Here is a 26,018-nt window from a genome sequence, read left to right as displayed (position 1 = left end):
TGAAGCGAAGAGTAAAAAGTGGATAAAAAAACGATAGTTTAGTAATCCTGTTTTGTATATCCTCTAAGGTTGTCATATAATGTGGCACTTTTAAAAAACTGTAATTATTAAATTCTATCGAGGAAGCCATGCAAGTAACTTCTGAAGCGGTTTCGGGCGTTGCCCGTCGTTTAAATGTATCCGTACCGACGAGCCGTGTTAACGAGCAGTTCGAAGCTCGCTTAAAACGCACAGCTAAAACTGCGAAGATTAACGGCTTCCGTCCAGGTAAAGTGCCATTAAATGTTGTACGTCGTGAATATGGCGCAAGTATTTACCAAGAAGTTGTGAACGATGTTATTCGTGACACAGTGTTTGAAGCAATTCAACAAGAAAAAATCAACGCTGTTGGTATGCCAAATATTGATAAAGTTGAAAACAAAGAAGATGCTTTGGTTTATCAAGCAACTGTCGAAGTTTATCCTGAAGTTGATGTTAAGTTTGAAGGTCTTGAAGTTTCACGTAAATCATCTGAAGTAACAGATAAAGACGTAGAAGCAATGCTTGAGAACCTTCAAAAACAGCGTGCTGAATGGTCTGAAACAAAAGGCATGGCTAAAAAAGACATGCAAGTAACTTTCGATTTCGAAGGTACTGTTGATGGTGAGAAGTTTGAAGGCGGTGCTGCTGAAGACTTTAAACTTGTTTTAGGTTCAGGTCGTATGATCCCTGGCTTCGAAGACGGTATCGTTGGTATGAAGAAAGGTGAAGAGAAAGTAATTGACGTTACTTTCCCTGAAGACTACCAAGCTGAAAACCTTGCTGGTAAAGCTGCTCAATTTAAAATCACTGTGAAACTTGTTGAAAAACAAAAACTTCCAGAAATTGATGCTGAATTCTTAAAAATCTTTGGTTTGACTGAAGAAGAAGGCGTTGAAAAATTAAAAGCTGACGTTCGTAAGAATATGGAACGTGAAGTTCAAAACGGTCTTCGTAACCAAGTGAAAAGTGCAACTTTTGATGCGCTAGTGGCTGCAAACGAAGTTGAAATTCCTGAGTCTATGTTAGCTCAAGAAATTGACCGCCAACGTCAACAAATGATTCAACAATTTACTCAACAGTTTGGTGCTCAAGGTGCGCAAGCATTTGACAGCAGCATGCTTCCAGACGAATTGTTTAAAGAACAAGCTGAAAAATCAGTTAAACTTGGTATTTTAGTAAGCAAATTGTTGGCAGATGCTAAACTTGAAGTTGATCCAGCTCGTGTAGAAGCTTATATCAATGATATGGCTTCTTCTTACGAAGATCCAACTGAAGTAATTGAATATTTCAAAACTGATAAACAACAACGTGCTCAAATTGAAGGCGTTGTGTTAGAAGATCAAGTTGTTGATCACATTTTAGCTGCTGCGAAAGTAACAGATGAAGCGATTAGCTACCAAGATTTATTGAAAGAACAACAAGCACGTCAACAAGGCTAAGTTCTTCAAACTTAAAAAAGGGCGCTTCGGCGCCTTTTTTTATGAACTTAAACATGAATTTAATCGGACTATTCACAATACATATGCAAAAAATATCTGATATTTAGTTGGGAATATTTTGCATTTTCAGCAATTATCCCTCATATTGTGAATATGGGTGAAGTAACAAAAATTCAGGAATAAATAACGTATGTATGTTACATCTATTGAAAACGCTTTAGTACCAATGGTCGTAGAACAGTCGTCTCGTGGTGAGCGTTCTTTCGATATTTTCTCACGTCTTTTACGTGAGCGTGTGATTTTTTTAACTGGTGAAGTTGAAGACAACATGGCGAACCTTATTGTTGCGCAAATGTTGTTCTTAGAAGCTGAAAACCCAGAAAAAGATATTCATTTATATATCAACTCACCAGGTGGTTCGGTAACAGCTGGTATGGCGATTTATGACACCATGCAATTTATTAAACCCGATGTAGTGACTTATTGTATGGGGCAGGCTGCATCTATGGGTGCATTCTTGCTGAACGCTGGTGCGAAAGGTAAGCGTTATTGCTTGGAAAATGCGCGTGTGATGATTCATCAACCATTGGGTGGCTTTCGTGGTCAAGCTTCAGATATAGAAATTCACGCACGTGAAATTCTATTTATCAAAGAGCGCTTAAATCGTTTGATGGCAGAACATAGCGGTCAAGATTATGAACGCCTTGCAAAAGATACAGATCGTGATAATTTCATGACTGCTGATCAAGCAAAAGAATATGGTTTAGTGGATCAGGTGTTAAATAAACGCCCTCAAGACTAAGTGTGATAAGACAAGATTTAAGAATTTGGAGTGAAAATGTCCGATCTTCCTCAGGGACAAAAGCATTGTTCATTTTGCGGTAAAACGCAGTCTGAAGTCGGTAAGCTTATTGCAGGCGAAGATGCATACATTTGTAATGAATGCGTTGACGTGTGCTTAGACTTAGTTCAAACAAGTCAACAAGTGGAAACTGGCGATTGGGCGAGTCGTCCTCTGCCAAAACCACATGAGATTCGTGCGGCTTTGGATCAGTATGTGATTGGTCAAGATACTGCGAAGAAAACCCTTTCGGTTGCAGTCTATAACCATTATAAGCGTTTAAAAGTAAGCCAAACTGGGCACAAACCAGTGGATGCAATTGAACTTGCAAAAAGTAATATTTTGCTGATTGGACCGACAGGTTCGGGTAAAACGTTACTTGCACAAACACTTGCTCGTTTGCTTGATGTGCCGTTTGCAATGGCTGATGCAACGACATTGACTGAAGCTGGTTATGTTGGTGAAGATGTTGAAAACATTATTCAAAAACTATTGCAAAAAGCTGATTACGATGTAGAAAAAGCGCAAAAGGGCATTATCTACATTGACGAAATTGACAAAATTACGCGTAAATCTGAAAACCCATCGATTACACGTGACGTGTCTGGTGAAGGTGTACAACAAGCATTGTTAAAAATGATTGAAGGTACAGTTGCATCTATTCCGCCTCAAGGTGGTCGTAAGCATCCGCAGCAAGAATTTATTCAAGTCGATACTTCGAATATCTTGTTCATTTGTGGTGGTGCATTCTCTGGGTTAGAAAAAGTTGTACAACAACGCCAAGAGAAAGGTGGTATTGGCTTTACCGCTGATGTGAAGAGTAAGGATGATACTAAAAAAGTATCTGAATTATTCCGTCAAGTAGAGGCAACTGACTTGGTGAAATTTGGTTTAATTCCAGAATTTATTGGTCGTTTACCTGTGATTGCGACGCTTGAAGAACTTGATCAAGAAGCATTGATGCAAATTTTGACTGAGCCAAAAAATGCATTAACACGTCAGTATCAATATTTATTTGAAATGGAAAATGTTGACCTTCTTTTTGAAGATTCTGCATTACGTGCTGTTGCTAAAAAAGCATTAGATCGTAATACGGGTGCTCGTGGTTTACGTTCTATTTTAGAAAATGTATTGCTCGAAACAATGTATGACTTACCAAGTCGCACAGATGTAGGTACAGTTATTATTAATGAAGCAGTGATTAATGATAAAGCTGCACCTGAATTCAAAGCAGAACGTCAACCTAAGCTTGAAAAGGCTGAAGTTGAAAAAGTTGATTTAAAGTTGGTTGACTCTAAATCGGCTTAAGTTCTTTGATTTTGCTTGAATTTTTATGCAATTCATCTAAAACGTGTAATTAGCTTGACTATTTACACGTTTTTTATTTTTAAATGGTCATTGAAATGTTAAGCTGACTGTAGAAAATAGTGTTTATTAACAATGAAAAATAAAAAATACGCGGTGAGGGAAAATCATGCGTTACTTAGGTCTAACTATTTTGGTGAGTTGTGGTTTAGCAGCTTGTCAAAGTCACAAACCCGTTGAGCAATCGACTAAAGTTGTTTCAACTTTAGATCCGATCGATTTCAAAAAAGAAGATTCTGCTGTTCATGAAAAGCTTGATCAATATAAGCTTGCCTCATTTTCTTCAGGTTCTTGGATGAATCAAAAACCTGGACAGTATTTCAAACTGGTCAAACCTCAAAATCCTCAAGCGGCGATTGTTTATTTTTATCGAGCAGATAGTCGTTGGAATAGACAAGAAGTTATTCCGACAAGTTTCTTCTTAAATGGTAAGCACATACCAAGCTTGATTAGTAATCATTATTATTGGGTAGAGCTTGCAGAAGGTGATTATAAGTTAAGTTTGAGCCGTCCGTTAGGGGTGTTGCATTTCCAAAAGCCGAAAGTTGCTTATTTCAATGTTGAAGCAGGTGGGCAATATTTTGTGAAATATGAGGAAGAAAAATTCCGTGGTGGTCCTAATGGTGAAGCAGGCTTGCTTCGTGTGGGGCCACTTATGCAGATGCCGACACGCCAAGGCTTAAAAGAAATTGCTATGACACAATTAAAATCGCCAGGTTTAAATTTTGTTGGTGAGGTGACTGCAGAAGGTCGTGTTATTAAGCCTAAAGAGAAAATTAAAGGTGAGGATTATCAAGCAAGTGATGATGCGCACTTGACTGAACCATTTAAAATTTGGAATCCATTAACGTGGTAGTTTTTTAAATAATGAATAATATCCATAAAATAAAAGGTGGTTAATCACCTTTTATTTTTAAGAGTCGATCAATATTCAAAATACTCAATTGGCTTGTTTTCTCAGCTCATTCAATTTTTTATCAATCTCTTTAAAGTCTTGTTCCGTAGTTTGCATTATTTCAGCCAATTGATGATTCAGAATTTTCATACTCTCTTCTGCGATCAATGGACTTTTTTGGAGAATTGAGTGTCCTGCTGGACTTGAGTAGAAATCAATTTGAGCTTTCACTTCTTCTGCGGTAAAAATATCACTATAAATTTTTGAATAAACAGGCTGTAATTTATCCCAAGCCAAAGTTTTTTGACTTTGACTGTAGAGTTTATCAGCCAATTGATTGGCAATGATTTGTTCTTGTGGCGTTAAATTTTCATGTTTCACAATGGTTTGTATAATTGTATAAGCTTGAAGATCTAACTGAGGGCGAATTTGCTTGAGTGTACTTTGGATCAATTGATCCAAGTTCATCACATTCATTAGTTTTTCAATATCTTGCGGTGTTGGTTGAGCTGCAAAACTCAGACTTGCAGAACAGCAGATAACAGCACAGGCAAGACGTTTGATTAATTCCATTGATAATTCCTTCAATTTCATGATTCTAGTGATTGCTTTAAAGTATCCGCTATTGACCTTGCAAAAGTGGGGTCAAAATAGCATCCATTTTTGCTTTTAATGTAGTTTGGTTTTCTGTTTTTAATATTTGCTGCTGAGAGTATTTGGTGGTTTCTTGCAAAATTTCAGTCATTAAATGATTCATTTTCTGATTAATGGATTGTCCAAGAGGTGTTTTTAAAAAAGCAATGTTGGCTTGTACTTCTTCCTCAGTAAATGTCTTTTTAAATAGTGACTTAAATAAATTCATAAACTCAGGATCATTGATCATTTGTTGCTGTGTATCGCTATAAAGTGCACTAATTTGTAAGGCTGCATTTTGTTGGTCAATATTAAGCTCTTTACTACCTGTAATTTGATGAATGAGTTCTTCAGCTTGTTCATCAAAGTAGGGTTGCATGTCTTTAGTATTTTGTTTAAAAATTTCTGAAATATTTGAAAGTTGCATCAAATTATCGATGCTTTTATCTGTAGCAGGGCGAGCAAAAGCAGTAGATTGAACTCCCCAAATTAAACACGCCATGAGTATTGACGAGAACAGTTGTTTTATTTTCATTATGTAACTCAGTATAAAAAAGCACCCTAATCATAGAGTGCTTTTTCATTAACATTCAAGCTGAATCTTAACCGAAGTGTAGATTAGTTTGCAGCAGCATCAACCACTGGAATTTTTCCAATTTTTGCTTGCCAGATTTTTGGTGCAGTCGCATGAATAGATGTACCATTCACATCAACAGCTACGGATACAGGCATATCTTCAACCACAAATTTGTATATTGCTTCCATACCTAAGTCAGCAAATGCAACAACTTCAGCTTGGCGAACTGCTTTAGACACTAAATACGCAGCGCCACCAACAGCCATTAAATAGGTTGCTTTGTTGTCCTTAATCGCTGCAATCGCCGTTGGGCCTCGTTCAGCTTTACCAATCATACCGAACATGCCTGTTGCTTCGACGACTTGACGAGTAAATTTATCCATACGAGTTGCGGTTGTTGGACCAGCAGGACCAACCACTTCATCATCAATAGGATCTACAGGACCAACGTAGTAAATGAATTTACCTTTAAGGTCGACTGGAAGCTCTTCACCATTGTCGAGCATTTCACACATACGTTTATGTGCAGCATCACGACCTGTGTAGATTGTACCGTTCAGAAGTAAGGTGTCACCTGGTAGCCAGGTGTTCATTTCTTCTTGTGTAATATTATCTAAATCAACACGCTTAGAAGAAGAAGAATCCCAAGTCACTTCTGGGTAATCAGAAATTTTTGGTGCTTGAATATGTGCAATACCTGAACCATCTAATTGGAAGTGTGTATGACGCGTTGCAGCACAGTTTGGAATCATGCCGACTGGTTTGCCCGCAGCATGGCAAGGGTAATCTTTAATTTTAATATCTAGAACTGTGGTTAAACCACCAAGACCTTGTGCACCAATACCAAGCGCATTTACTTTTTCGAAGATTTCCATACGGAGTTCTTCAATTTTATTTTCAGGTCCACGACGAAGTAATTCGTCCATGTTGATTTCTTCCATGAGCGATTCTTTTGCAAGCATCATGGCTTTTTCGGCAGTACCACCAATACCAATACCCAACATACCTGGCGGACACCAACCTGCACCCATTGTCGGAACAGTTTTCAGTACCCAATCTACAATTGAGTCTGAAGGGTTTAACATAGCAAGTTTAGATTTATTCTCTGAACCGCCACCCTTAGCAGCAACAGTAATATCTACTTTATTGCCAGGTACGAGTTTGTAATGAATTACAGCAGGGGTGTTGTCTTTGGTATTTTTACGACCAAAAGCAGGATCAGCTAAAACTGAAGCACGTAGTACGTTACTGTTTTCTAAGTAACCTTGACGTACGCCTTCATTAATCGCGTCATCTAAGCTTAAGGTTAAATCAAATTTAACATCTAAGCCCACATCAACAAATACGTTAACAATACCAGTATCTTGACAGATTGGACGATGACCTTCTGCACACATACGTGAATTAATTAAGATCTGTGCAATTGCATCTTTAGCAGCTTTGTTCTCTTCACGGTCATACGCACGACTCATCGCTTGGATAAAATCTTGTGGATGATAGTAAGAAATGAATTGAAGTGCATCCTTGACCGATGTGATCAAGTCATCTTGCTTGATAATAGTTGTCATATCGAAAAATCTCTTGAGCGGGCTGATAGCTGGCGGGCTAAATTATACGTGATATTGCTTACTGTGTGGTAGGTTTGCCTCACTTTCGGACTAAAGTTTTATGAGATTTATTGGTCATTTTTCATGATTTTTTGATGATGAATATTGTGCGCTCAAAAGATATTAAAATGGATGAATAAGTATTTTTAGCTTTAATTTTTATAATTTCATTTTTTTAACTAATTGTATTTTATATCAAAAAATAGTTGTTGAATTGTAGGGGCGGTAATATGACGGTTTTGTCATAACTTTGTCATATAACTTTCACATAATATATTTATCAAAAATCGAGATGTAAATGTGATGACGGTTTCAGGCATTCTGATGGTTATGGGTTTTAGTGTATATATTGCAGCAACTTGGATCTACGGTCAGAAAGAGGATTAAGCTCAACACTTTATCTTTTTTTATATTTAATTTTTTTAATCATAGCTTATTTTCCTAATAAGTTTTCTATACTGATCTCAATAAAATCATGAATAATCACGATGTCTGATCAATCTCATCTTGCAAAAAATATTATCGATATTTATAAAAAACACGGTCATGCATGGACGGCATTACGAGGTGATTTCCTTTATGAAAAAGCGTGGTTAGATCATTTTTTATCTTTCATCCCACCGCAATCAAATATTCTTGATCTAGGTTGTGGTTCTGGAAAGCCAATTGCAGTTTATTTAATTCAAAATGGTCATGTTATTACGGGTATTGATAGTTCCGATACGATGATTGCGATGGCGCAGCAAAATTTTCCTCAACAAGACTTTCCACATCATCAGTGGATTCAGGCAGATATGCGCGCTGTGAATTTACCGAAAAAATTTCAAGGGATTTTAGCTTGGGATAGTTTTTTTCACCTTACGCCGAATGATCAGCGAGCGATGTTTCAGCAATTCGCAAAGTTTGCAGAGCAGGGCACAGTATTGATGTTTACGAGTGGGCCTTCCGTAGGTGAAGCCATTGGAGATATGTTTGGTGATGCTTTGTATCATGCAAGTTTGTCGCAAGATGAGTATCGTCAGTTATTGTCTAAGCATGGTTTTGAGGTGGTAAGTATGGTTGCGGAAGATGTGGGATGTGCAGGGCATACAGTGTGGTTGGCAAAATTTATTTAAACAGTTTGATTCAAGATAATACAAAGAATAATAGGTATACACGGTGAGCTATTTTTAGCAGTCACGGATGTTTAAAGAATAAATATTGATATTATTTTTAACTATTTTTGTTTGATATTGGAAAATATAAGAAAGAACTTCATTTTTCACGATATTTTTCAGTCTTTTAATTTATACCATAATGCTTTTGTTGTTAAATAGCATAGTATTGTAAGCATTAATGATAATCTATATTATAACGATAATTATTATCATCTATATATTGGTGTGACAATGCCTTTTGCAAAAAAAAGCTTAACCTTAATGATGCTGTCAACAGGGGGGCTTTTTGTTTCCTCTATGACATTTGCAAATTCAGATCTCACTGATGAGCAAAAAGCAGTTACAGCAACGCTTCCGACAATTGTAATTGAAGCAATGGCTGATGGTGACCCAATAAAAACATATGTAGATTATAAGCAAGCTAACGTAACTAGAAATGGTTTAGATAAAAAAGATATACCACAAACGATTGATACAATTGATGTTTCTAAATATAAGCTTTATGGTGCAAATGATCTGAGTGTCATGCTGCAAGGAACGCCAGGTGTTTCAACCAGCTACGATATGCGTGGTGATGGCATTATGCTGCGTGGTTTTAGTGCGGATTCTGGTGATATCTATCGTGATGGTGTGCGTGAAAGTGGACAGATACGTCGCAGTACGGCCAATGTTGAACGGATTGAAATTTTAAAAGGCCCAGCATCTGTATTATATGGCCGTAGTGGCGGTGGTGGTGTGATCAACATGGTCACCAAATATGCAAATTTTGATTCGGGAAGTTCAGTTGGAGCATACGCGGGTTCTTATAGCAATATTGGGGGAACACTTGATATTAATAAAGTACTCAATGATAACTGGGCTGTCCGTTTGGTTGGTGAAAAGTCCGATACCAATAGTTTCCGTTCTGAAATCGGCGCCAATGAGGAAATGATTTCTCCAAGTGTGACTTATCGTAGTGATGATGAAAAGCTACTTTGGACAACGGAATTTACTTACGACAATATAAATCGGGTTCCTGATCGTGGTCCTTCTTATGATAATTTGCCTGCAGGAACTTCAATTAAGATGGGGTTTGCTCAACCTGGTGATTATGTAGAAGATATTCTTCAAACAATGCGTACAGATGTTAAATATGAATTTGCACCAAATTGGAAATTTCACTGGGGTTTAAGTCATCGTGAGTCGGAACAAAATTTTGATCATTTTTATTTAGGCTCTATGTGTACTGCTGACGTAAAGCCAACGAATACAAATAAAGGATGTTATAAAGGTTATATCAATCAAATTTATTATTGGCAACAGACAACCAATAAAACCACAACCAATACTTGGGATATAACCGGTGAATTTAATACTGGGGCGATTAAACATAATGTTCTAGTTGGTACAGACTGGTCTTATGAGCAGAGAGAACCCTTACTATCAAATAAAAACAAGGATGGCTCATTGATTTATGGATTTGTTAATCCATTAACAGGTGATCGTTTTAGTAACCGTGGTACAGGGCATATTACTACCTCGCATAATTATAATGAAGGAACAAATTATGCGCTTTTCCTTCAGGATCTCATTAGCTTTAATGATCAGTTTAAAATGATGTTAGGTGGGCGATATGATTACTATGAGTCAAAAACTACAAATAAGTTAGAGAGTTCAACCTCATACCGACAATCACGCGAAGTCAAAGATGAGACATTTAGCCCAAATGTAGGTTTTGTATGGCAACCCGTCCCTGAACAAAGTCTATATGCATCTTATAGTCGAAGTTTTTCACCCTTTGGCGGCAATATGGGCGTCAATGTTATAAATGCAACCGATGATCTAAGTGCATTTAATTATGAGCCGCAATATCTTGATCAATATGAAGTGGGTATAAAAAGTGATTGGCTGGATTCTAAGCTAAACACACAATTATCTGTATTCAATATTAAAAAACATAATATCCGCGCGCGTAAAGATCCAGATGATAATAACTCACCTTATGTTGTTGTTGGGGAAAATGAATCTAAAGGATTAGAGTTTAGTTTTATTGGTCAGGCACTGAATAATATTTATGTTCGAGGTGGCTATGGTTATACAGATGCCAAAATTACTAAACATGATGTAAGACCTGAATTAGTTGATAATAATTTACGCAATGTTTCCAAGCATACAGGCAATTTGTTTGTACGTTATCTTCCTACCGAAAAAATTTATGGCGAGGTCGGTGCAACCTATATGGGGGATTATTATACTTCTGATGAAAATACCACCAAAATGCCAGATTGGACTCGTGTAGATGCTGCAATTGGTTATAAAGACGATAAATGGGGCGCGACGATTGCTGTGAATAATTTAACAGATAAAGAATATTGGCGTTCAAACGCTATGCCGGGTACTCCGCGTAATTATTTATTTCGCGTGAACTATTTCTTCTAAGCCTGATCATTCAAATAAGTTGTATCGCTTATAGAAAAAATCATCATCGCTTGCGATATTGATTTGATTTTTAAAACGAATATCATAATTTGCTGTGATGTTTTAGTTCCTCAATCAAATACTTATTTCATAAAACTAAAAAACCACCTCATCTTTCAATGCGGTGGTTTTTTATTTTCACATCAAAAATTTATGCTTTTTGTTGTTCAGCCTGAATCGCAGTTAAAGCGATGGTAAATACAATATCATCCACTAATGCACCACGAGATAAGTCATTTACAGGTTTATTCAAACCTTGCAACATTGGTCCGACGCTCACCACATTTGCCGAACGTTGAACCGCTTTATATGTGGTATTTCCAGTATTTAAATCTGGGAAAATGAATACATTGGCACGACCTGCAACTTTAGAATCTGGAGCTTTAGATTTACCCACGCTTTCTACCGATGCTGCATCATATTGCAGAGGGCCGTCAATGAGTAAATCTGGGCGACGCTCTTTGGCAATACGAGTCGCTTCTGCAACTTTTTCAACTTCTGCACCTGCACCTGATGTTCCTGTTGAATAAGAAATCATGGCAATGCGTGGGTCGATACCAAAAGCTTGAGCAGAGTCGGCAGATTGAATCGCAATTTCTGCCAATTCTTCTGCACTTGGATCTGGGTTAATTGCACAGTCACCATAGACATAGACTTCATCGGGTAACAACATGAAAAATACAGACGAGACCAATGAATAATCGGGTGCGGTTTTAATGAGTTGGAAAGCAGGGCGGACGGTATTTGCCGTAGTATGTACTGCACCTGAGACCAAGCCATCAACTTGATCCAGTGCCAACATCATCGTACCTAAAACGACAGTGTCTTGTAGTTGTTCGCGCGCTTGTAATTCATTGAGTTTGCCTTTGCGAAGCTCGACCATTTTGGTGACATAATTTTCACGAATCAGATCAGGATCGATAATTTCTAAATCAAATGGCAATTCAATATTACGTGCTTTTGCAACGTCAAGTACAGCTTCAGGTTTTGCCAACAAGATACATTGTGCAATACCACGAGATTGACAAATTGCAGCGGCTTGAATAGTACGTGGTTCATCACCCTCAGGCAGAACAATACGTTTTTTTGCAGCAATCGATTTTTGTACCAATTCGTGACGGAATGCAGACGGTGATAAACGTGGTTTGTAGTCACCATTTAGAATCTGAACCAACCATACTGGGTCAATATGGCTCGATACAAAACGAGTCACTTGATCCGCACGTTGCGTATCATCCACAGGGATTTCATTGCTTAAATTTGAAAGCTGTTGCGCTGTTTCAAAAATGCTGAGCGGTGTATGTAAAATAGGTAAACCATTTTTAATTGCAGATTGGCAAAACGCTAAAACGACACTATTAGGTTCATGGTGTTCTGTTAAAATCAAACCCGCCAACGGAATACCATTACTCGTAGCCAAGCTACTTGCAAGCAATACATCAATACGGTCAGAAGCACTGATGATCAATTCACCTGCAACAAACTTATCCAATTCATGTTCAATATTCGAAGCGATTAAACTGCTGTGCAATACACGGCGAGTTGCTGCTTTTCCTTCATTGATCCATGTTGCTTGAATTTGTTGAGCCAAGTCTGAAATACGTGGCACACTCAATGTATCACTGAATGGAACTAAACCGATAATTGGTAACTGCGCTGAACCAATATGAGCATGGGTTTTTTGGATTTCAGCACTGAATTTATTGATATCACTGACTAAACGTAAATGAGTATCAATTGTTACAGGAATCTGTGCAGAATCGGCAGGTAAGCCACGTGTACGCATTAGCAATACACCTGCATTACGTGAAGACGAAGCACCACCAAAATTACGTAATTGGATTTCGATCTTTTCTGCTGTTTGCTCAGGTTTGTTAATGTCTGCATTGCTGACAAAAATAACTTTTGCATCTAGTGCTTGTGCCAAAGATGCATTTAAATCACTGGCAAATGAGTCGCGAGCTGTCGGAACTAAACCTTCGACAATAATAATGTCATGATTTTTAGCAATTTGACGATGTAGACTAACCGCTTCTTCAAGCAACTCATCTGTTTCGCCTGCATTTAATTGCTGAACGATTTTGGCAAATGAAATGGGTTCTACTGTGTCTGAATTTGCAATATGACGATACAGCGCAGTAGTGCGGTCTGGTTCTGCTTTAAGTTCTTGTGAAAATGGTTTTAAAAAGCCAGATTTTACCCCTTGGCAATCCAAAGCATAGACTAAGCCTAAACAAGCAGAGGTTAAACCAACGCCTTCCCCAGTAGGAACCAATAAAATTGTTTTCATAGAAGTTTCTTAGAAATAAAAGATATTTTAATTGAAAGTATTACGACAGTTTTTAAACTGCCGCAATACTAGATTCAGACTTTTTTGTAGCCTGTTGTACCTCATGTTCTACAACATGTTCAGTTTCTTGAGCAATACGACCTTCTTCATCCGTCGGTATAACCCAAATTTGAGGTCCAGTACCATTATCGATACGACCTTCAGTACCACGTTTTAAGCCATCATTATTTTCTTTACTTAAATTGAAGCCAAAGTGTGGCAAGTAAGAGACCGTTTTTTCACGAATATATGCAGAATTTTCGCCAATACCTCCTGTAAAGAACAAACCATCAAGACGTGGTAAACCACAGCTTAACGCTGCCAATGATTTTGCTAAACGGTAGCAGAATACTTCGATGGCTAAAGTCGCATCTTCATTGCCTTGCTCAGAAGCTTCAATCAATGTACGCATATCATTGGAAAGGTCAGATAAACCCAATAAACCAGATTGGCTATTTAACATTTTATCAATTTTATAGATGTCCCAGCCTAAGTTTGAAGCAAGAAAGCTGTGAATACTTGGATCAACATCGCCGCTACGTGTACCCATCACCACGCCTTCAAGCGGTGTTAAGCCCATAGATGTATCTACAGATTGTCCATTCCAAATTGCACAGGTTGAACTGCCATTACCTAGATGAGCTGTTAACCAACCGCCTTGTTTGTAGCTACCTGCAAGTTCAGAACCACGCTCAGAAACATAAGCATGACTTGTGCCGTGGAAGCCATAACGACGTACATTGTGTTGTGTATAAAGGAATTTAGGCAGCGCATAACGATACGCGTGTGAAGGCATTGTTTGGTGGAATGCAGTATCAAAAACAGCAACTTGCGGTAATTCTGGGAATAAACGCATAGTTGCATCAATACCCACCAAGTGGGCAGGGTTGTGAAGTGGTGCAAGTGGCGTTGCTTCACGAATACGTTCTACAATTTCAGGTGTTAGTAATTCTGCTTTTGTTAATGTACCGCCGTGTACGACACGGTGACCAATGGCTTTAGGTTTGTATTGTGACAAGCGACCTAAAATCGTTTCTAAAGCTTTTTCATGGTCTGCATATGGAATTGATAATTCAAGTGGTTGATTACCCGCAGTAATACCTTTAATACGTGCCTCAGCAGAACCTAAGTTTTCTGCTAAACCAAAGATACGATCTTCACGGCTTTCAGAAACAAGCGCATATTTAATCGATGAAGATCCGCAATTGATGACTAATACTGATGTAGACACGTTTTAATACCCGAAGTTGTAATTTGAAAAGGTCGTCCTGATTGATCTGATTAGGCTTCTTTGTAGGGCAAATTAGATCAGTAAGTATGTTGTACCATGTGCAGTTTTTTTGTCCTAGATAGACTTTAGGTGATTAGACTTTCGGACTATCGACCTGAAATTGATTAATATTTAATATTTATCACTTAATTATTAAAAATTATCACTCATCTTATTTTTAATCTATGAGCAATATGCAGTTTCTTGTAAATGAACATTGCTGAGCTTATTGATCATCAATATAAATAAAAAATATAAAAAACTCAGTACCTATTTGCATAAATACTGAGTTTAAAAAAGACTTAATTTTTTAATAACGACATAGTGAATTATTGGCGAATTTGACCATCACCTAAAACAATCCATTTTTGCGAAGTTAACCCTTCTAGTCCAACAGGACCACGTGCATGGATTTTATCAGTTGAAATACCAATTTCAGCACCTAAGCCATATTCAAAACCATCGGCAAAACGTGTTGAAGCATTGACCATCACAGAGCTTGAGTCGACACGGGTTAAGAACTGACGTGCAAGACTAAAGTTTTCTGTAATGATTGAGTCGGTATGGTGCGAACCATATTTATTAATGTGTTGAATCGCTTCTTCAATCCCAGAAACTACTTTAACCGCTAAAATTGGACCAAGATATTCTTCATACCAATCTTCTTCAGTTGCAGTTTTCACTGAACTACCCAAAATGCGGCGTGTTTCTGCATCACCACGTAATTCAACTTGCTTTTCTGCATAGAGTTCTGCAATTCGTGGTAGAAATTCTTCAGCCACTTTTTCATCAACCAAAAGCGTTTCCATCGCATTACACACACCATAACGATGCGTTTTAGAGTTTAATGCAATTGGAAGGGCTTTGTGTAAGTCTGCTTGAGCTTCTACAAACACATGACAGTTACCATCCAAATGTTTAATCACTGGAATAGTGGCTTCATTGCTAATACGTTCAATTAACCCTTTACCACCACGCGGTACGATCACATCGACATATTCAGCCATCGTGATAAGTTGCCCAACAGCAGCACGGTCAGCTGTATTAATGACTTGTACGCAAGTTTCAGGCAATCCACTCACTTTTAAGCCGTGTTGAATCGCTTCTGCAATCGCTTGATTCGAATTCAATGCTTCCGAACCACCACGTAAAATAATGGCATTGGCAGATTTCAAAGCAAGTGAAGCTGCTTCAAGGGTGACATTTGGGCGTGATTCGTAAATCATTCCCACTACACCTAAAGGCACACGCATTTTACCAATTTGAATACCCGTTGGGCGGTAAGCCAAGTCGGTGATTCCACCAATTGGGTCTACAAGACCAATTACATCTTTTAAGCCTTGTAGCATGTCTTTAAAACGTGTGGGGTTGAGTTCTAAACGATCAAGTAAAGCACTATCCAAGTTATTGTCACGACCTTTCGTCATGTCAATGTGGTTAGCCGCTAAAATTTGGGGTTCACTATTTTCTAAAGCAGTATAAATAGCAGATAAGGCATTATTTTTTACAAGTGTAGATGCACCTGCCAAAACACTAGCGGCTTGGCGAGCTTGTTTCCCTACATTTTGCATATACTGTTCAATTGAATCTTGCATAGCGTTTTATTTGATCACTGATAATATCCCTTTGATAGTAACAGTCTCTGCACAAGCAAGGAAGTATTGAACTAAAATAAAGGGGCTTAAAAGAATTGAGGTAAATGTTTTGTAATTCTTTTACCATTTAAACTAGATAAGCGGTCAAAATAGCGATTGCGTACAAATCAAACATCTGTATAAAATGAAACAATAAGGACATTGACGTAATACAAAATGATTTTGTGTTGCTATTTGAAAGAAAGATGCGGGTCAAATAATCTTGCATACTAAAAGAATAAAGCAAGGATGGAGGACGGATATGAATTCCATTATCCAAATGGACAGTGAATCACACCAAACCTTTACAGGCTTTGGTTTTTTTGACATATACAATAAACACAGTTTTAAGCAACCAGCTCGCACAACTTGGATTGATGGTTGGAAAATTGAGTACATGGCAATTGCCGACCCGAAGACCATTCACAATACACCGATTGTGATTGTTGGAGGAGCATTCCAAAACTTTAACTCTTATAAGTATTGTGTTGAACAATTCTTCGAGAGTGGCCCTGTTATTTTGATTGATTTACCATCGATGGGTTCAAACCAACAAATTACCAATGTTGATACAGGTTTGTCCGCAGGTACTTTAGAACTGCCTGATTTGTCACGTATGTTAGGTGAATGGCTAGATATTGTAGAAATTTCTAAAGTTGCAGTGGTTGGGATTTCTTTAGGCTCAGTTATCGCTTCATTTTTTGTAGAGCAACGTCCTGAACTCGTTGAAAAAATGATTTTGATGGGTGTCATGCAAGAAACACGTAAAAGCTGGCGGATGTTGTTAGAAGAATCTTTAATGCTCATGAAAGAGCAACGTATGGATGAGTTCGGTCAAGCTGTGATTTTGTATTTAGTGAATCATGCAAAACTGGATAAGACACGCATGTCGCCTACAGCCAAAAGATTATTCTATAAGCAAATGGCACAATTTTCCGATACTGAACAAGAACGCTATGAGATCAATTGCAATCGTTTATTGCGTTTAAATCATGTACCTGCGCCTCAAGTGAATACCTTGGTTGCATGTGGGCAATATGACAGTTTTACCTTACCGCATGAAAATGCACATTTTGCATTGCAATGCCCAGATATGCAGTTTGCCATGATTGCCAATGCTGATCATGTGCCACAATTACAACGTCGTAAAGAAACCATGAACTTATTCACTACTTACTTAAAAGGTGAGTCAATTTATGGGCTTGATGGGATTATTAATTTCACCCGTGAAGACATGCGGAAGATAGAACGTCGTGGTGAAGCTAGAATTCAAGTCATTGAACCTGAACATCAACTGACACATAGACATTCTACTCAAATGGTAAATGTTGAAATTGTCGATTTCAATTATTTCGGTTTATTCATGAAATTGGATGATCCAACTGACTTAGACTTTATCAATGCTCATCCCCGAGATTTAGCACTGAATCTCTGTGATGATGAAGGTGAATTTGCCATTGAGTGTCTAATTTTTGAAACATCTACACAGGGTGTGCGTGCCTTGTTTAAGCATGGCAGTTTTGAAAATGCGGATCGCTTATTGCGTTTTGTGGCACGTCAAACGGAAGCGCAACACCAAACAGTTGAAGCAACTGTTTAGTCATTCAGATATCGTTTATTGAGTATAAAACCAGTCTAATGACTGGTTTTTTTGTTCTAAAGGTTGAAGCATTATGTGCTCAGATTTGAGCATCTATCATCCAAACTAAGTCGCCTAAGTGTTCTTCAGGATTTAGATCAGTCGTATTTTTTTTGAAACAGAGGCTTGGTTGAATTACTTGTACCTGACGGAAACCTGCAGATTGCATAAAGTTTCGGACTTCTTCTGGGCTAACAAAGTGAAAGCTAAAAGCACTGCGAGACATGACTTTTAACAATTTGCTGCTGTTCCAAATTACTTTTGCCAGTTTGTTTTTGACAGGTTCAGGATATAAATCTGTTAAATAATGCAAAGTTTTAAAATCTTTTCCATAGTGTGCAATGGATTGAATTAACTGTTGTAAAAGTTCTTTAGTAAAATAGTTAATCAATCCCTCACTGATTACCACCAAAGGGCGATTATGGTCAAAAACATCAAATGCTTTTTGAAAATCTTCGGTAAATAAATCTACAGAAAGTACATCTGGACTTTTTTTATCCATTTGCTTTAATGCATTTTGCTTGGTTTGTGCCATATCGGGTAAATCCAATTCGCGATAATCAACCATTGGATAATGTTGTCTAAACCACCAACCCCGTGGTGAAAGCCCTGCAGCGATTTCTAAGACTTGTAAATCGGGTGATTGTTCGATGAGTTGTCTAAGACGGTCATCGAGCATAGTGTGGCGTTCTTTGAGTGTCGTTCGCATACTACCACCGACATATTTCTCTCCCCAACTTTCAATCGGGTGAGCAATCATTGCCAATGTTTTACCTTTAGATGTGGCAAGCAATGGGTGTGAAATCCCCATTTGGTACCAAATATAGCCTGTGTAATGTGCTGTAAATGAGATATGGCGATGTTTGGAAAGTTGCTGCTCAGACATGTTGATCCTTTGAGTTATCCTTAACTTATTTTTCTAATTTTGATTGCGATGAATCGTTACGATTAAAAAGGAAGACTAAAAATATTTTTTAATTATTCCTTTTTAATCTATACCTTGCGGTACATATTCCCCCACTTTTAAATGAGGGAAATCTTGAGTGTTTATATGATCAAACACTCAAAAATCCTCCCTTCTTTTTCAAGAAGAGGGAGGTGATATTTATTCAAATCTGCTCAAATGTATTCGATTTGAGTGGTCTTGAACTATTACTGTCCTTTTTAAAGCGAATTCTTAAATTCTTCAATGACTTTTCTGACAGATTGCCATTCATTTCCTAAATCGAGTTGTTCGCCAATTTGGATCTGTGGAATTTTACCGCGCATACGTTCCAGACGTTCTTGGTTTGGCAATGGTAAATTTTCGATGCCAGTTAAAGCGGTACAAGCCGATTCACGGTTATTACACACCAAACCCATGTCACAACCTGCATCCAAAGCAGCACGAATACGTGCATCTGCACCACCTACAACACAAGCAGCTTGCATTGTTAGGTCATCTGAAAAAAGTACGCCGTCAAATTGAAGCTCTTGGCGCAAAACTTTTTGAATCCAATATGGTGAAAAACCTGCAGGGTTTGGATCAACTTTTTCGTAAATTACATGAGCAGGCATGAGTGCATCAAGTTGCGATTGCAGCTTGATAAAACTTTGCATGTCATTATCGTAGATTTCTTGGTATTCACGGCTATCAATCGCTGCTGCAACATGTGAATCTGCTTTCACTGAACCATGACCAGGAAAATGTTTTCCTGTTGTTGCCATGCCTGCACGTCGCATACCTTGCATGAATGCACTTGCTAAAGGCACGATATCTTGAATATTTTTAGCAAATGCACGGTCACCAATCACATCGCTGATATCGTTGATATCTAAAACAGGTGCAAAACTAAAATCGATACCGACAGCAAGGACTTCTATTGCCATGAGCCAACCGCATTTTTCTGCAAGTTCTAAGGCTTTTTCAGGTTGAATTAAGTAAAGAGCACCAAAATTCCCCATCGCAGGAAGAAGTGTAAAACCTTTTCTTAGGCGTTGTACTCGTCCGCCTTCTTGGTCTACAGCGACAAGAATATCTGGGCGAATTTGACGCATATGATCGGTTAAAGCACGTACTTGAGCGGGTGATTCTATATTTCTAGCAAATAAAATCATGCCACCGACTTGCGGAGCTTGTAATAGTTCAATATCTTCTTGGGTAAGTTCTGTGCCTGCAATATCAAGCATCAATGCGCCGATCATAATGAATCCACGGTTATATTTATACAAACGTGGGAACAATACCCGATTTCTGCAATGATTTGCTACATTTAGTCCGTACAGATTATGATAAAACTACACAACATAAACAGATAAAGTTGTTTAAGATCTTGAAACTGTTGGAATCAGATTGAAAAACGGCATAGAAATTGGAAAACCCAAGGAAGTATTAAGCATATATGAAACTTCAAACACTCGCTTGCGCTATCGCACTTGCAACAGGTGGCTTATTTTTTTCGCATACCATCAATCAGGCAATGGCAGAAACCAATGCTATAAATGCATCGCAATCGATTCAGCCGTCTCAAGAGCAAGCTTTAGTGACGCGTCAGCTTGCGACTTTGGTTGATCGTCAACATTATTTAAATATGCGTTTAGATGCAAATACATCCAATCGTATTTTGGATATGTATATTGATAGTTTAGATCCTGAACATACGTTATTTTTAGCCTCAGAAATTGAACAATATAAAAAAGAATATGGTGCAACTTTAGGTGCTCGACTGAAAGCGGGTGATCTGTCGGGTCCTTTCGCCATTCATGCACATTATCGTGCACGTTTAAAAGAATTTTATGAGTTTGAATTGGCAGAGTTGAAAAAAAATCAAAATTTAAATCAACCGAATCAATTTATCGATACTGATCGTGAAAAAGCGGCATTTTTTGGCAGCAAAGAAGAGTTGCAAAATTACTGGCGTAAAATGTTGGTTTCACAACTGATCAACTTAACCATTGCCAAACAAGAAGATCAAGCCAAGCAAAAAGCGTTGAAAGATGATCCTTCATTGGCGAATGGTCAGGATTTGACTTCGCCTGAAGATTTAACGCCAGTACAGACTTTGACTAAGCGTTATACCCGTCAATTAGAGCGTATTGGGCGTACTAAAAGTGATGATGTGCTAGAACGCATTTTGAATGCGATGACACTGACCTACGACCCACACAGTAACTATTTCCCACCTGTCGATGCAATGGAATTGAACCGTCAAACCACATTGCAATTGGAAGGGATAGGTGTATCGATTCGTCCTGAACGTGGCAATGAAGACTATACCAAGATTGAAACCATTGTAGATGGTGGCCCTGCAAGTAAAACAGGTCAGGTCAAGTCGGGTGATCGTATTGTCGGTGTTGCGCAAGATGGCGCAGCAATGGTTGATGTGATTGGGTGGCCAAGTTCTGAAATTGTAGGATTGATTCGCGGTAAACGTGGTACCAAAGTTTCTGTGAAACTGTTGGGTGCTGGCGCGTCTATGAACCAAGCACGCGTCGTGACGATTACTCGTGATGTGATTCAAGAGGAAGATGCAGGTGTTCGCTCACGTATTGTCGATATTACTCGTGATGGAAAAAAACATAAATTTGGTGTTTTGGAAATTCCTTCATTCTACTTGAACTATCGCGCACGTCGTGCAGGTACAGATTATCGTTCAGTGTCTGAAGATACTAATAAAGCCTTAAAATTGCTGGCTTCACAGAATGTTGAAGGCATCATTATCGATTTGCGTAACAACCCAGGTGGTTCACTGGAAGAAGTTGCGAAAATGATTGGTCAAGTAATTAAAGAAGGACCTGTCGTTCAGATTCGTGATGGTAATGGCAATGTCAGTGTTTTTGATGATACAGATGGTGGAGCGCAGACTTACGCAGGTCCATTGGCTGTTCTGATTAATTTAGCATCGGCATCGGCGAGTGAAATTTATTCAGCAGCGTTACAAGATTATGATCGTGCAATTGTTATTGGTAGTACAACGACAGGTAAGGGAACTGCACAAGTTCAATTGGATAGCTTAGCTTATGGTCAAGCTACATTGACACAGCGTAAATTCTATCGTGTGACGGGTGGAAGTACTCAAAACAAGGGTGTGGTTCCAGACATTAAACTGGTTGATATCTACGATGAAGAGTTTGGTGAGCGTAAAGCGAAGAATGCTTTGAAATGGGATACTATTCCAACAGCACCATTTAAACGTGAAGGTTCGATTCAACCTTATGTCGCTCAATTGGGTGAAAAGTCGAAAGCTCGTGTGGCAATAGATCCACAATTTCAATATTTAGAAACACGTACGGCCATTGCGAAGCAAGCCAAAGATCAAAAGCAAGCATCTTTGGATATTGATAAACGCAAGGCGGAATTGATTGCACTTGAATCGAAGACTTTAGCTGCGGAAAACAAACGCCGTGCTGAAACAGGCTTAAAACCCTATTCAAATTGGGAAAGTTACCAAGCGAGTTTAGATGCTTTGGCAGAATCAAGAGCTAAAATGAAAGCAAACCAACGACCTGCATTAGCAGAAGAGGAAACTTTTGTGAATGAAGCTGCCAATGTTTTATTAGATATGTCGCATCTAAAAAATAAATAACTTAATACTATGTTTAGGTAAAATAAAAAAGCATATTTAATATATGCTTTTTTTTATGCAGATTAAAAAATAACTTGACGTTCAATAGGATAGTGATATTTTAAGGAGTACTAAAGTTCATTAATAAAGTAGAACCTTATCGCAGTTATGCGTTTTAATTTTTGGGGTTTCGTATAACAATAATAGCTTCACTGCTGGAAGAAAATTTATATGAGTTATATGAGTTATGATAGTAATCTCGTAATAGGTTCCGCATGCATTGCGGTAATTATTTGTTACGTGGCTATTTCATTGGAACAACTCATATTCAATCAAAAAAAATCAGGTATTCGTAAGTTCACATTGTGTTTGTGCGGTATGGTTTTTGGATTTGCCATTTGGTCGATGCATTTTGTCGGGATGTTGGCTTGTCATTTACCTAAGGGCTACTCCTTTGATCTGACCTTAACCATTTTTTCTTATATCATTGCTGCTATTGCATCTACTTTCGCCATTTGGTTGACCACACGAGATACCTTACCTATTGTCCGTTTGATTTTGGGTGCTGTACTGATGGGATCGGGCATTTCTGGCATGCACTATGTAGGCATGATGGGTTTGCAGATTCCAAATCAAGAAATTCATTATAATATTTTATTGGTCATATTTTCTGTATTGATTGCAATAAGTGGTGCAGGTCTTTCTTTTTGGCTTGCATTTAAATACAAAAATACCTTTAACTACAAGACTCTATATAAATCTGCTATCGCTATTATGATCTCATTCAGTATTGTCGGTATGCATTATACTGGCATGGCTGCGGCGACATTTTATTCAATGGGTGATACGGCACCACACATACATGATGGGCAGGGTATTTTATTATTTACCATCATTTTTGTGACCAGTTTAATTCTGGTTTCTGCATTTAGTGTTGCTGTATTAGAGCGCAGATTGGAAGAGCGTAATTTACAATTATTACAAGCAAATAAAGAACTTGAAGATTTAGCTTTGCAAGACAATTTAACTAAATTGCCTAATCGTTTATTTCTGGTTGAATATACAGATGCTTTATTTATTGATTACAAAGATCAAAAATCTAAAATTGTTTTTGTTTTTATAGACTTAGATCGTTTTAAGTCTGTAAATGATGCTTTTGGTCATCATGTTGGTGATGCATTATTGGTTAAATTAGCACAGCGTTTATATCCACTATTAAAAGATAATCAAAAATTAATCAGAATTGGTGGTGATGAATTTATTCTTATTTTAGAGAATTCTACTCGGACTGAAGCTGAACAAATGGCAGAGTTATTCTTGCAAAAAATTCAAGAAGGCTTTGAGATTTCTGGAAAAGAAATTAACGTTTCGGCAAGTATTGGTATTGTTTTTTTCCCAGATCATGGGCAAAGTTTACAAGATTTACTCATCAATGCCGATGCCGCAATGATGCAGTCTAAAGAACAAGGGCGTAATACTTTCAGTATTTATAGCAGTTCTTTAGATCAGCAACATCAAAATAGAAGCCAATCCAAGTTGATTAATGATCTCTATAAAGCTGTGGAAGAACAACAGTTTGTATTGTTTTATCAGCCAAAATTTACCGCAGATTATCAAATTTGTGGGGTGGAAGCGTTGATTCGTTGGAAGCATCCGACTCTAGGGTTACTTGCGCCCAGTATGTTTATTGATGGTGCTGAGCAAACAGGCTTAATTATTCGCATGGGCTATTGGGCTTTAGAACAAGCGTGTATGCAAATTCAGGAATGGAACGATAAGCAGCTAGAGTTTTGCCCGATTGCAGTCAATTTATCCGCAGTGCAATTTGAACATAAAAATTTGATCGAAAAGCTTGAATGTTTGATTCAAAAATATCAAATTAAAAGCGGTAGTTTAATTATTGAAATTACTGAATCTACGGTAATGCACCATATTGGCGGTAGTATTCAAACCTTTGAAAAATTGCGTCATTTAGGTATAAAACTTGCGATTGATGACTTTGGAACGGGGCACTCAAGTTTCCTATATTTGAAAGATTTACCTGTAGATGAATTGAAAATTGATCGCGAGTTCATTCGTAATTTATGTGAAGGCTCAAAAGAAGAAATTATTTTAGAAAGTATTATTCATTTAGCCATTCGTTTAGGTTTAATCGTCACCGCGGAAGGTGTTGAGACTGAACAACAAGCTGAGATTTTAAAACGCTTAGGTTGTCAGCAATTACAAGGTTATTTACTGGGTATGCCGTTGCCTGTAGACCGTTTAGAGGCGAGTTATCCTATTTTTGCAGGATCATTTTAATTTTTATAAGATTTTTAAAATAAAATTTTCAGGTAAATGGTTGTATCATTCGAAATTGGATCATGATTGAAAGTGTCTAAGAATATCATTGACGATTTGAAATAGATTAAATAACCCGTGAGTTAGAAAATAACTGAATTTTGCTTTAAAGAAATCGCTTAGGGTTTTTTTGTAATATATTGAAATTTAAACAATAACTCAATTTTAGATTCTGAGTCCATATTAGGCAAGAAATATCAACAATCAATAAACCTGATACAATATCGCCAAATTTTATTTTGATCATTTCTGATCTCCAGCGTTGTACATTTACAGCAGGAATATTGCATGAGTTTTAAAGATGAATTAGCGACGTACGTTCGCCATTATTTCCCACCAAAATATCTGACACCTATTCAAGCTCGTTCAAATCTTTTCAAATGTAATAATAAAAATATTGTAAGTGCCGTAAAAATATAAAAATATTGTTATTCTTAATTTGATATATCATTCAACCCCATTCAATAGAATTCAAGTCTAGTCAGTATTTTTGTGTACACAGGTGGAGTAAAATGCCTTTAACAGATACGTGGCCTAAGAAGAATTTAGATCGTGACGTTCAGCAATACATACAGAGCCTGATCAAGATGGATTGAGCGTTCGTGTCTCGCAAAAAGGAAAAGTCACTTTTCTGATGTGTTTTAGATACAACGATACCCATAGACGGAGAGCATTACAAACAGTTGTGGAACGTGAAAAATGTTTTACAACATAAAGTAGAGATTATTCATTGCAACACCATTGTTTAACTGGCTGAACACTTAATGTACATATCAGTATTGCACGTGATATCCATTTGCGCATGTGTGCAGAAAATCAATTACCGATCACAGGCATTCAACGAACACAGCGCAGAGGTGATAGAAAGCAATGGTTCATGGACAATCAGGATTTGCTTTTAAACTCAGCGGAAATGGATAAAGAGCTTGCGCTACAGCTGAATATGACATTGTCACAACTCAACAAAGCCAAAGCTTATGTCAGAAAACAATTGGGTATCGTGGTTGAAATTAGAGTTCCTGATTATGACTGGGTGCGATAATACCAATATGAATTAGAAAATTTCGAACGAAAGAAGATATAGGAGATTTTTCAAATTACAAAAGGGCAAGTTGACTATCGTCGCAATTTACTTAAAAGGCTGAAACAAAAAGAGACACAAAGTGTCGCTTGAATTTAAATCAATATAGACGAGGAAGGCATTAATTTTGTAGAATAGTTAATAATTACTAATAAATATATATAGAATGTCTAATAATATTTACAATGC

General features: G+C 37.6%; 18 protein-coding genes and 1 pseudogene. 11 read left to right on the top strand and 8 right to left on the bottom strand.

Annotation, left to right across the window (positions count from 1 at the left end):
• Nucleotides 1–128: 128 nt before the first annotated feature.
• The 4 genes from tig to ACG94X_RS11280 all read left to right on the top strand — a co-directional run bounded on the left by tig (nucleotide 129) and on the right by ACG94X_RS11280 (nucleotide 4,522).
• Nucleotides 129–1,460: a trigger factor gene (gene tig, locus ACG94X_RS11295; RefSeq protein WP_419383825.1), complete on the top strand. Its 1,332-nt coding sequence runs from the start codon at nucleotides 129–131 to the stop codon at nucleotides 1,458–1,460.
• Nucleotides 1,461–1,650: 190 nt separating this feature from the next.
• A complete protein-coding gene (clpP, locus tag ACG94X_RS11290) occupies nucleotides 1,651–2,262 on the top strand; it encodes an ATP-dependent Clp endopeptidase proteolytic subunit ClpP (protein ID WP_419383824.1) in 612 nt (203 codons plus the stop codon).
• A gap of 36 nt (nucleotides 2,263–2,298) precedes the next feature.
• Entirely contained in the window at nucleotides 2,299–3,609 is a 1,311-nt protein-coding gene (gene clpX, locus ACG94X_RS11285) for an ATP-dependent Clp protease ATP-binding subunit ClpX (protein WP_419383823.1), read from the top strand.
• A gap of 166 nt (nucleotides 3,610–3,775) precedes the next feature.
• Nucleotides 3,776–4,522, top strand: coding sequence for a DUF2846 domain-containing protein (locus tag ACG94X_RS11280; RefSeq protein ID WP_419383822.1), 747 nt, complete (start codon nucleotides 3,776–3,778; stop codon nucleotides 4,520–4,522).
• A gap of 84 nt (nucleotides 4,523–4,606) precedes the next feature.
• On the opposite strand, the gene ACG94X_RS11275 is transcribed toward ACG94X_RS11280, so the two are convergent.
• The 3 genes from ACG94X_RS11275 to ACG94X_RS11265 all read right to left on the bottom strand — a co-directional run bounded on the left by ACG94X_RS11275 (nucleotide 4,607) and on the right by ACG94X_RS11265 (nucleotide 7,339).
• Nucleotides 4,607–5,134 carry a DUF2059 domain-containing protein gene (locus ACG94X_RS11275; RefSeq protein ID WP_419383821.1) on the bottom strand — a complete coding sequence of 176 codons (528 nt, stop codon included), beginning with the start codon at nucleotides 5,132–5,134 and terminating at the stop codon, nucleotides 4,607–4,609.
• Nucleotides 5,135–5,183: 49 nt separating this feature from the next.
• Entirely contained in the window at nucleotides 5,184–5,729 is a 546-nt protein-coding gene (locus tag ACG94X_RS11270) for a DUF2059 domain-containing protein (protein ID WP_419383820.1), read from the bottom strand.
• Nucleotides 5,730–5,812: 83 nt separating this feature from the next.
• A complete protein-coding gene (locus ACG94X_RS11265; protein WP_419383819.1) occupies nucleotides 5,813–7,339 on the bottom strand; it encodes a fumarate hydratase in 1,527 nt (508 codons plus the stop codon).
• Between the two features lie 527 nt (nucleotides 7,340–7,866).
• Here ACG94X_RS11265 and ACG94X_RS11260 point away from each other — a divergent pair.
• Nucleotides 7,867–8,493, top strand: a complete 627-nt coding sequence (locus tag ACG94X_RS11260; RefSeq protein ID WP_419383818.1) for a class I SAM-dependent DNA methyltransferase — start codon at nucleotides 7,867–7,869, stop codon at nucleotides 8,491–8,493.
• A gap of 273 nt (nucleotides 8,494–8,766) precedes the next feature.
• A complete protein-coding gene (locus ACG94X_RS11255) occupies nucleotides 8,767–10,953 on the top strand; it encodes a TonB-dependent receptor (RefSeq protein ID WP_419383817.1) in 2,187 nt (728 codons plus the stop codon).
• Between the two features lie 190 nt (nucleotides 10,954–11,143).
• On the opposite strand, the gene pta is transcribed toward ACG94X_RS11255, so the two are convergent.
• From pta to ACG94X_RS11240, 3 genes are all read right to left on the bottom strand, one after another.
• Nucleotides 11,144–13,282 (bottom strand): phosphate acetyltransferase, encoded by a 2,139-nt coding sequence (pta, locus tag ACG94X_RS11250; RefSeq protein WP_419383816.1) that lies wholly within the window; start codon nucleotides 13,280–13,282, stop codon nucleotides 11,144–11,146.
• Nucleotides 13,283–13,334: 52 nt separating this feature from the next.
• On the bottom strand, nucleotides 13,335–14,552 hold the full coding sequence (locus tag ACG94X_RS11245) for an acetate/propionate family kinase (RefSeq protein WP_419383815.1): 1,218 nt from the start codon (nucleotides 14,550–14,552) through the stop codon (nucleotides 13,335–13,337).
• A 368-nt stretch (nucleotides 14,553–14,920) separates the two neighbouring features.
• Complete coding sequence (locus ACG94X_RS11240; RefSeq protein ID WP_419383814.1) at nucleotides 14,921–16,186, bottom strand: glutamate-5-semialdehyde dehydrogenase; 1,266 nt, start codon at nucleotides 16,184–16,186, stop codon at nucleotides 14,921–14,923.
• Between the two features lie 301 nt (nucleotides 16,187–16,487).
• Between ACG94X_RS11240 and ACG94X_RS11235 the strand changes: the two genes are divergently transcribed.
• Entirely contained in the window at nucleotides 16,488–17,825 is a 1,338-nt protein-coding gene (locus tag ACG94X_RS11235; protein ID WP_419383813.1) for an alpha/beta fold hydrolase, read from the top strand.
• Between the two features lie 79 nt (nucleotides 17,826–17,904).
• Here the strand turns inward: ACG94X_RS11235 and ACG94X_RS11230 are convergent, their stop codons facing one another.
• Entirely contained in the window at nucleotides 17,905–18,750 is an 846-nt protein-coding gene (locus tag ACG94X_RS11230; protein ID WP_419383812.1) for a class I SAM-dependent methyltransferase, read from the bottom strand.
• A 278-nt stretch (nucleotides 18,751–19,028) separates the two neighbouring features.
• The gene (nagZ, locus tag ACG94X_RS11225; protein WP_419383811.1) at nucleotides 19,029–20,048 is read right to left on the bottom strand and encodes a beta-N-acetylhexosaminidase; all 1,020 of its coding nucleotides are present in this window, start codon (nucleotides 20,046–20,048) and stop codon (nucleotides 19,029–19,031) included.
• A gap of 197 nt (nucleotides 20,049–20,245) precedes the next feature.
• Between nagZ and ACG94X_RS11220 the strand changes: the two genes are divergently transcribed.
• The 4 genes and pseudogenes from ACG94X_RS11220 to ACG94X_RS11205 all read left to right on the top strand — a co-directional run bounded on the left by ACG94X_RS11220 (nucleotide 20,246) and on the right by ACG94X_RS11205 (nucleotide 25,790).
• Nucleotides 20,246–22,429 (top strand): carboxy terminal-processing peptidase, encoded by a 2,184-nt coding sequence (locus tag ACG94X_RS11220; RefSeq protein ID WP_419383810.1) that lies wholly within the window; start codon nucleotides 20,246–20,248, stop codon nucleotides 22,427–22,429.
• Between the two features lie 210 nt (nucleotides 22,430–22,639).
• On the top strand, nucleotides 22,640–24,709 hold the full coding sequence (locus ACG94X_RS11215) for a bifunctional diguanylate cyclase/phosphodiesterase (RefSeq protein WP_419383809.1): 2,070 nt from the start codon (nucleotides 22,640–22,642) through the stop codon (nucleotides 24,707–24,709).
• Between the two features lie 551 nt (nucleotides 24,710–25,260).
• A pseudogene (locus ACG94X_RS11210) lies at nucleotides 25,261–25,430 on the top strand (tyrosine-type recombinase/integrase); the annotation flags it as partial.
• 120 nt (nucleotides 25,431–25,550) lie between these two features.
• Nucleotides 25,551–25,790 (top strand): hypothetical protein, encoded by a 240-nt coding sequence (locus ACG94X_RS11205; protein ID WP_419383808.1) that lies wholly within the window; start codon nucleotides 25,551–25,553, stop codon nucleotides 25,788–25,790.
• Nucleotides 25,791–26,018: the final 228 nt, after the last annotated feature.

This window comes from Acinetobacter psychrotolerans, assembly GCF_048552595.1.
Lineage (GTDB): Bacteria > Pseudomonadota > Gammaproteobacteria > Pseudomonadales > Moraxellaceae > Acinetobacter.
Note: the sequence above shows the minus strand (reverse complement) of the source record. Positions and strands in the feature narration are given on the sequence as shown.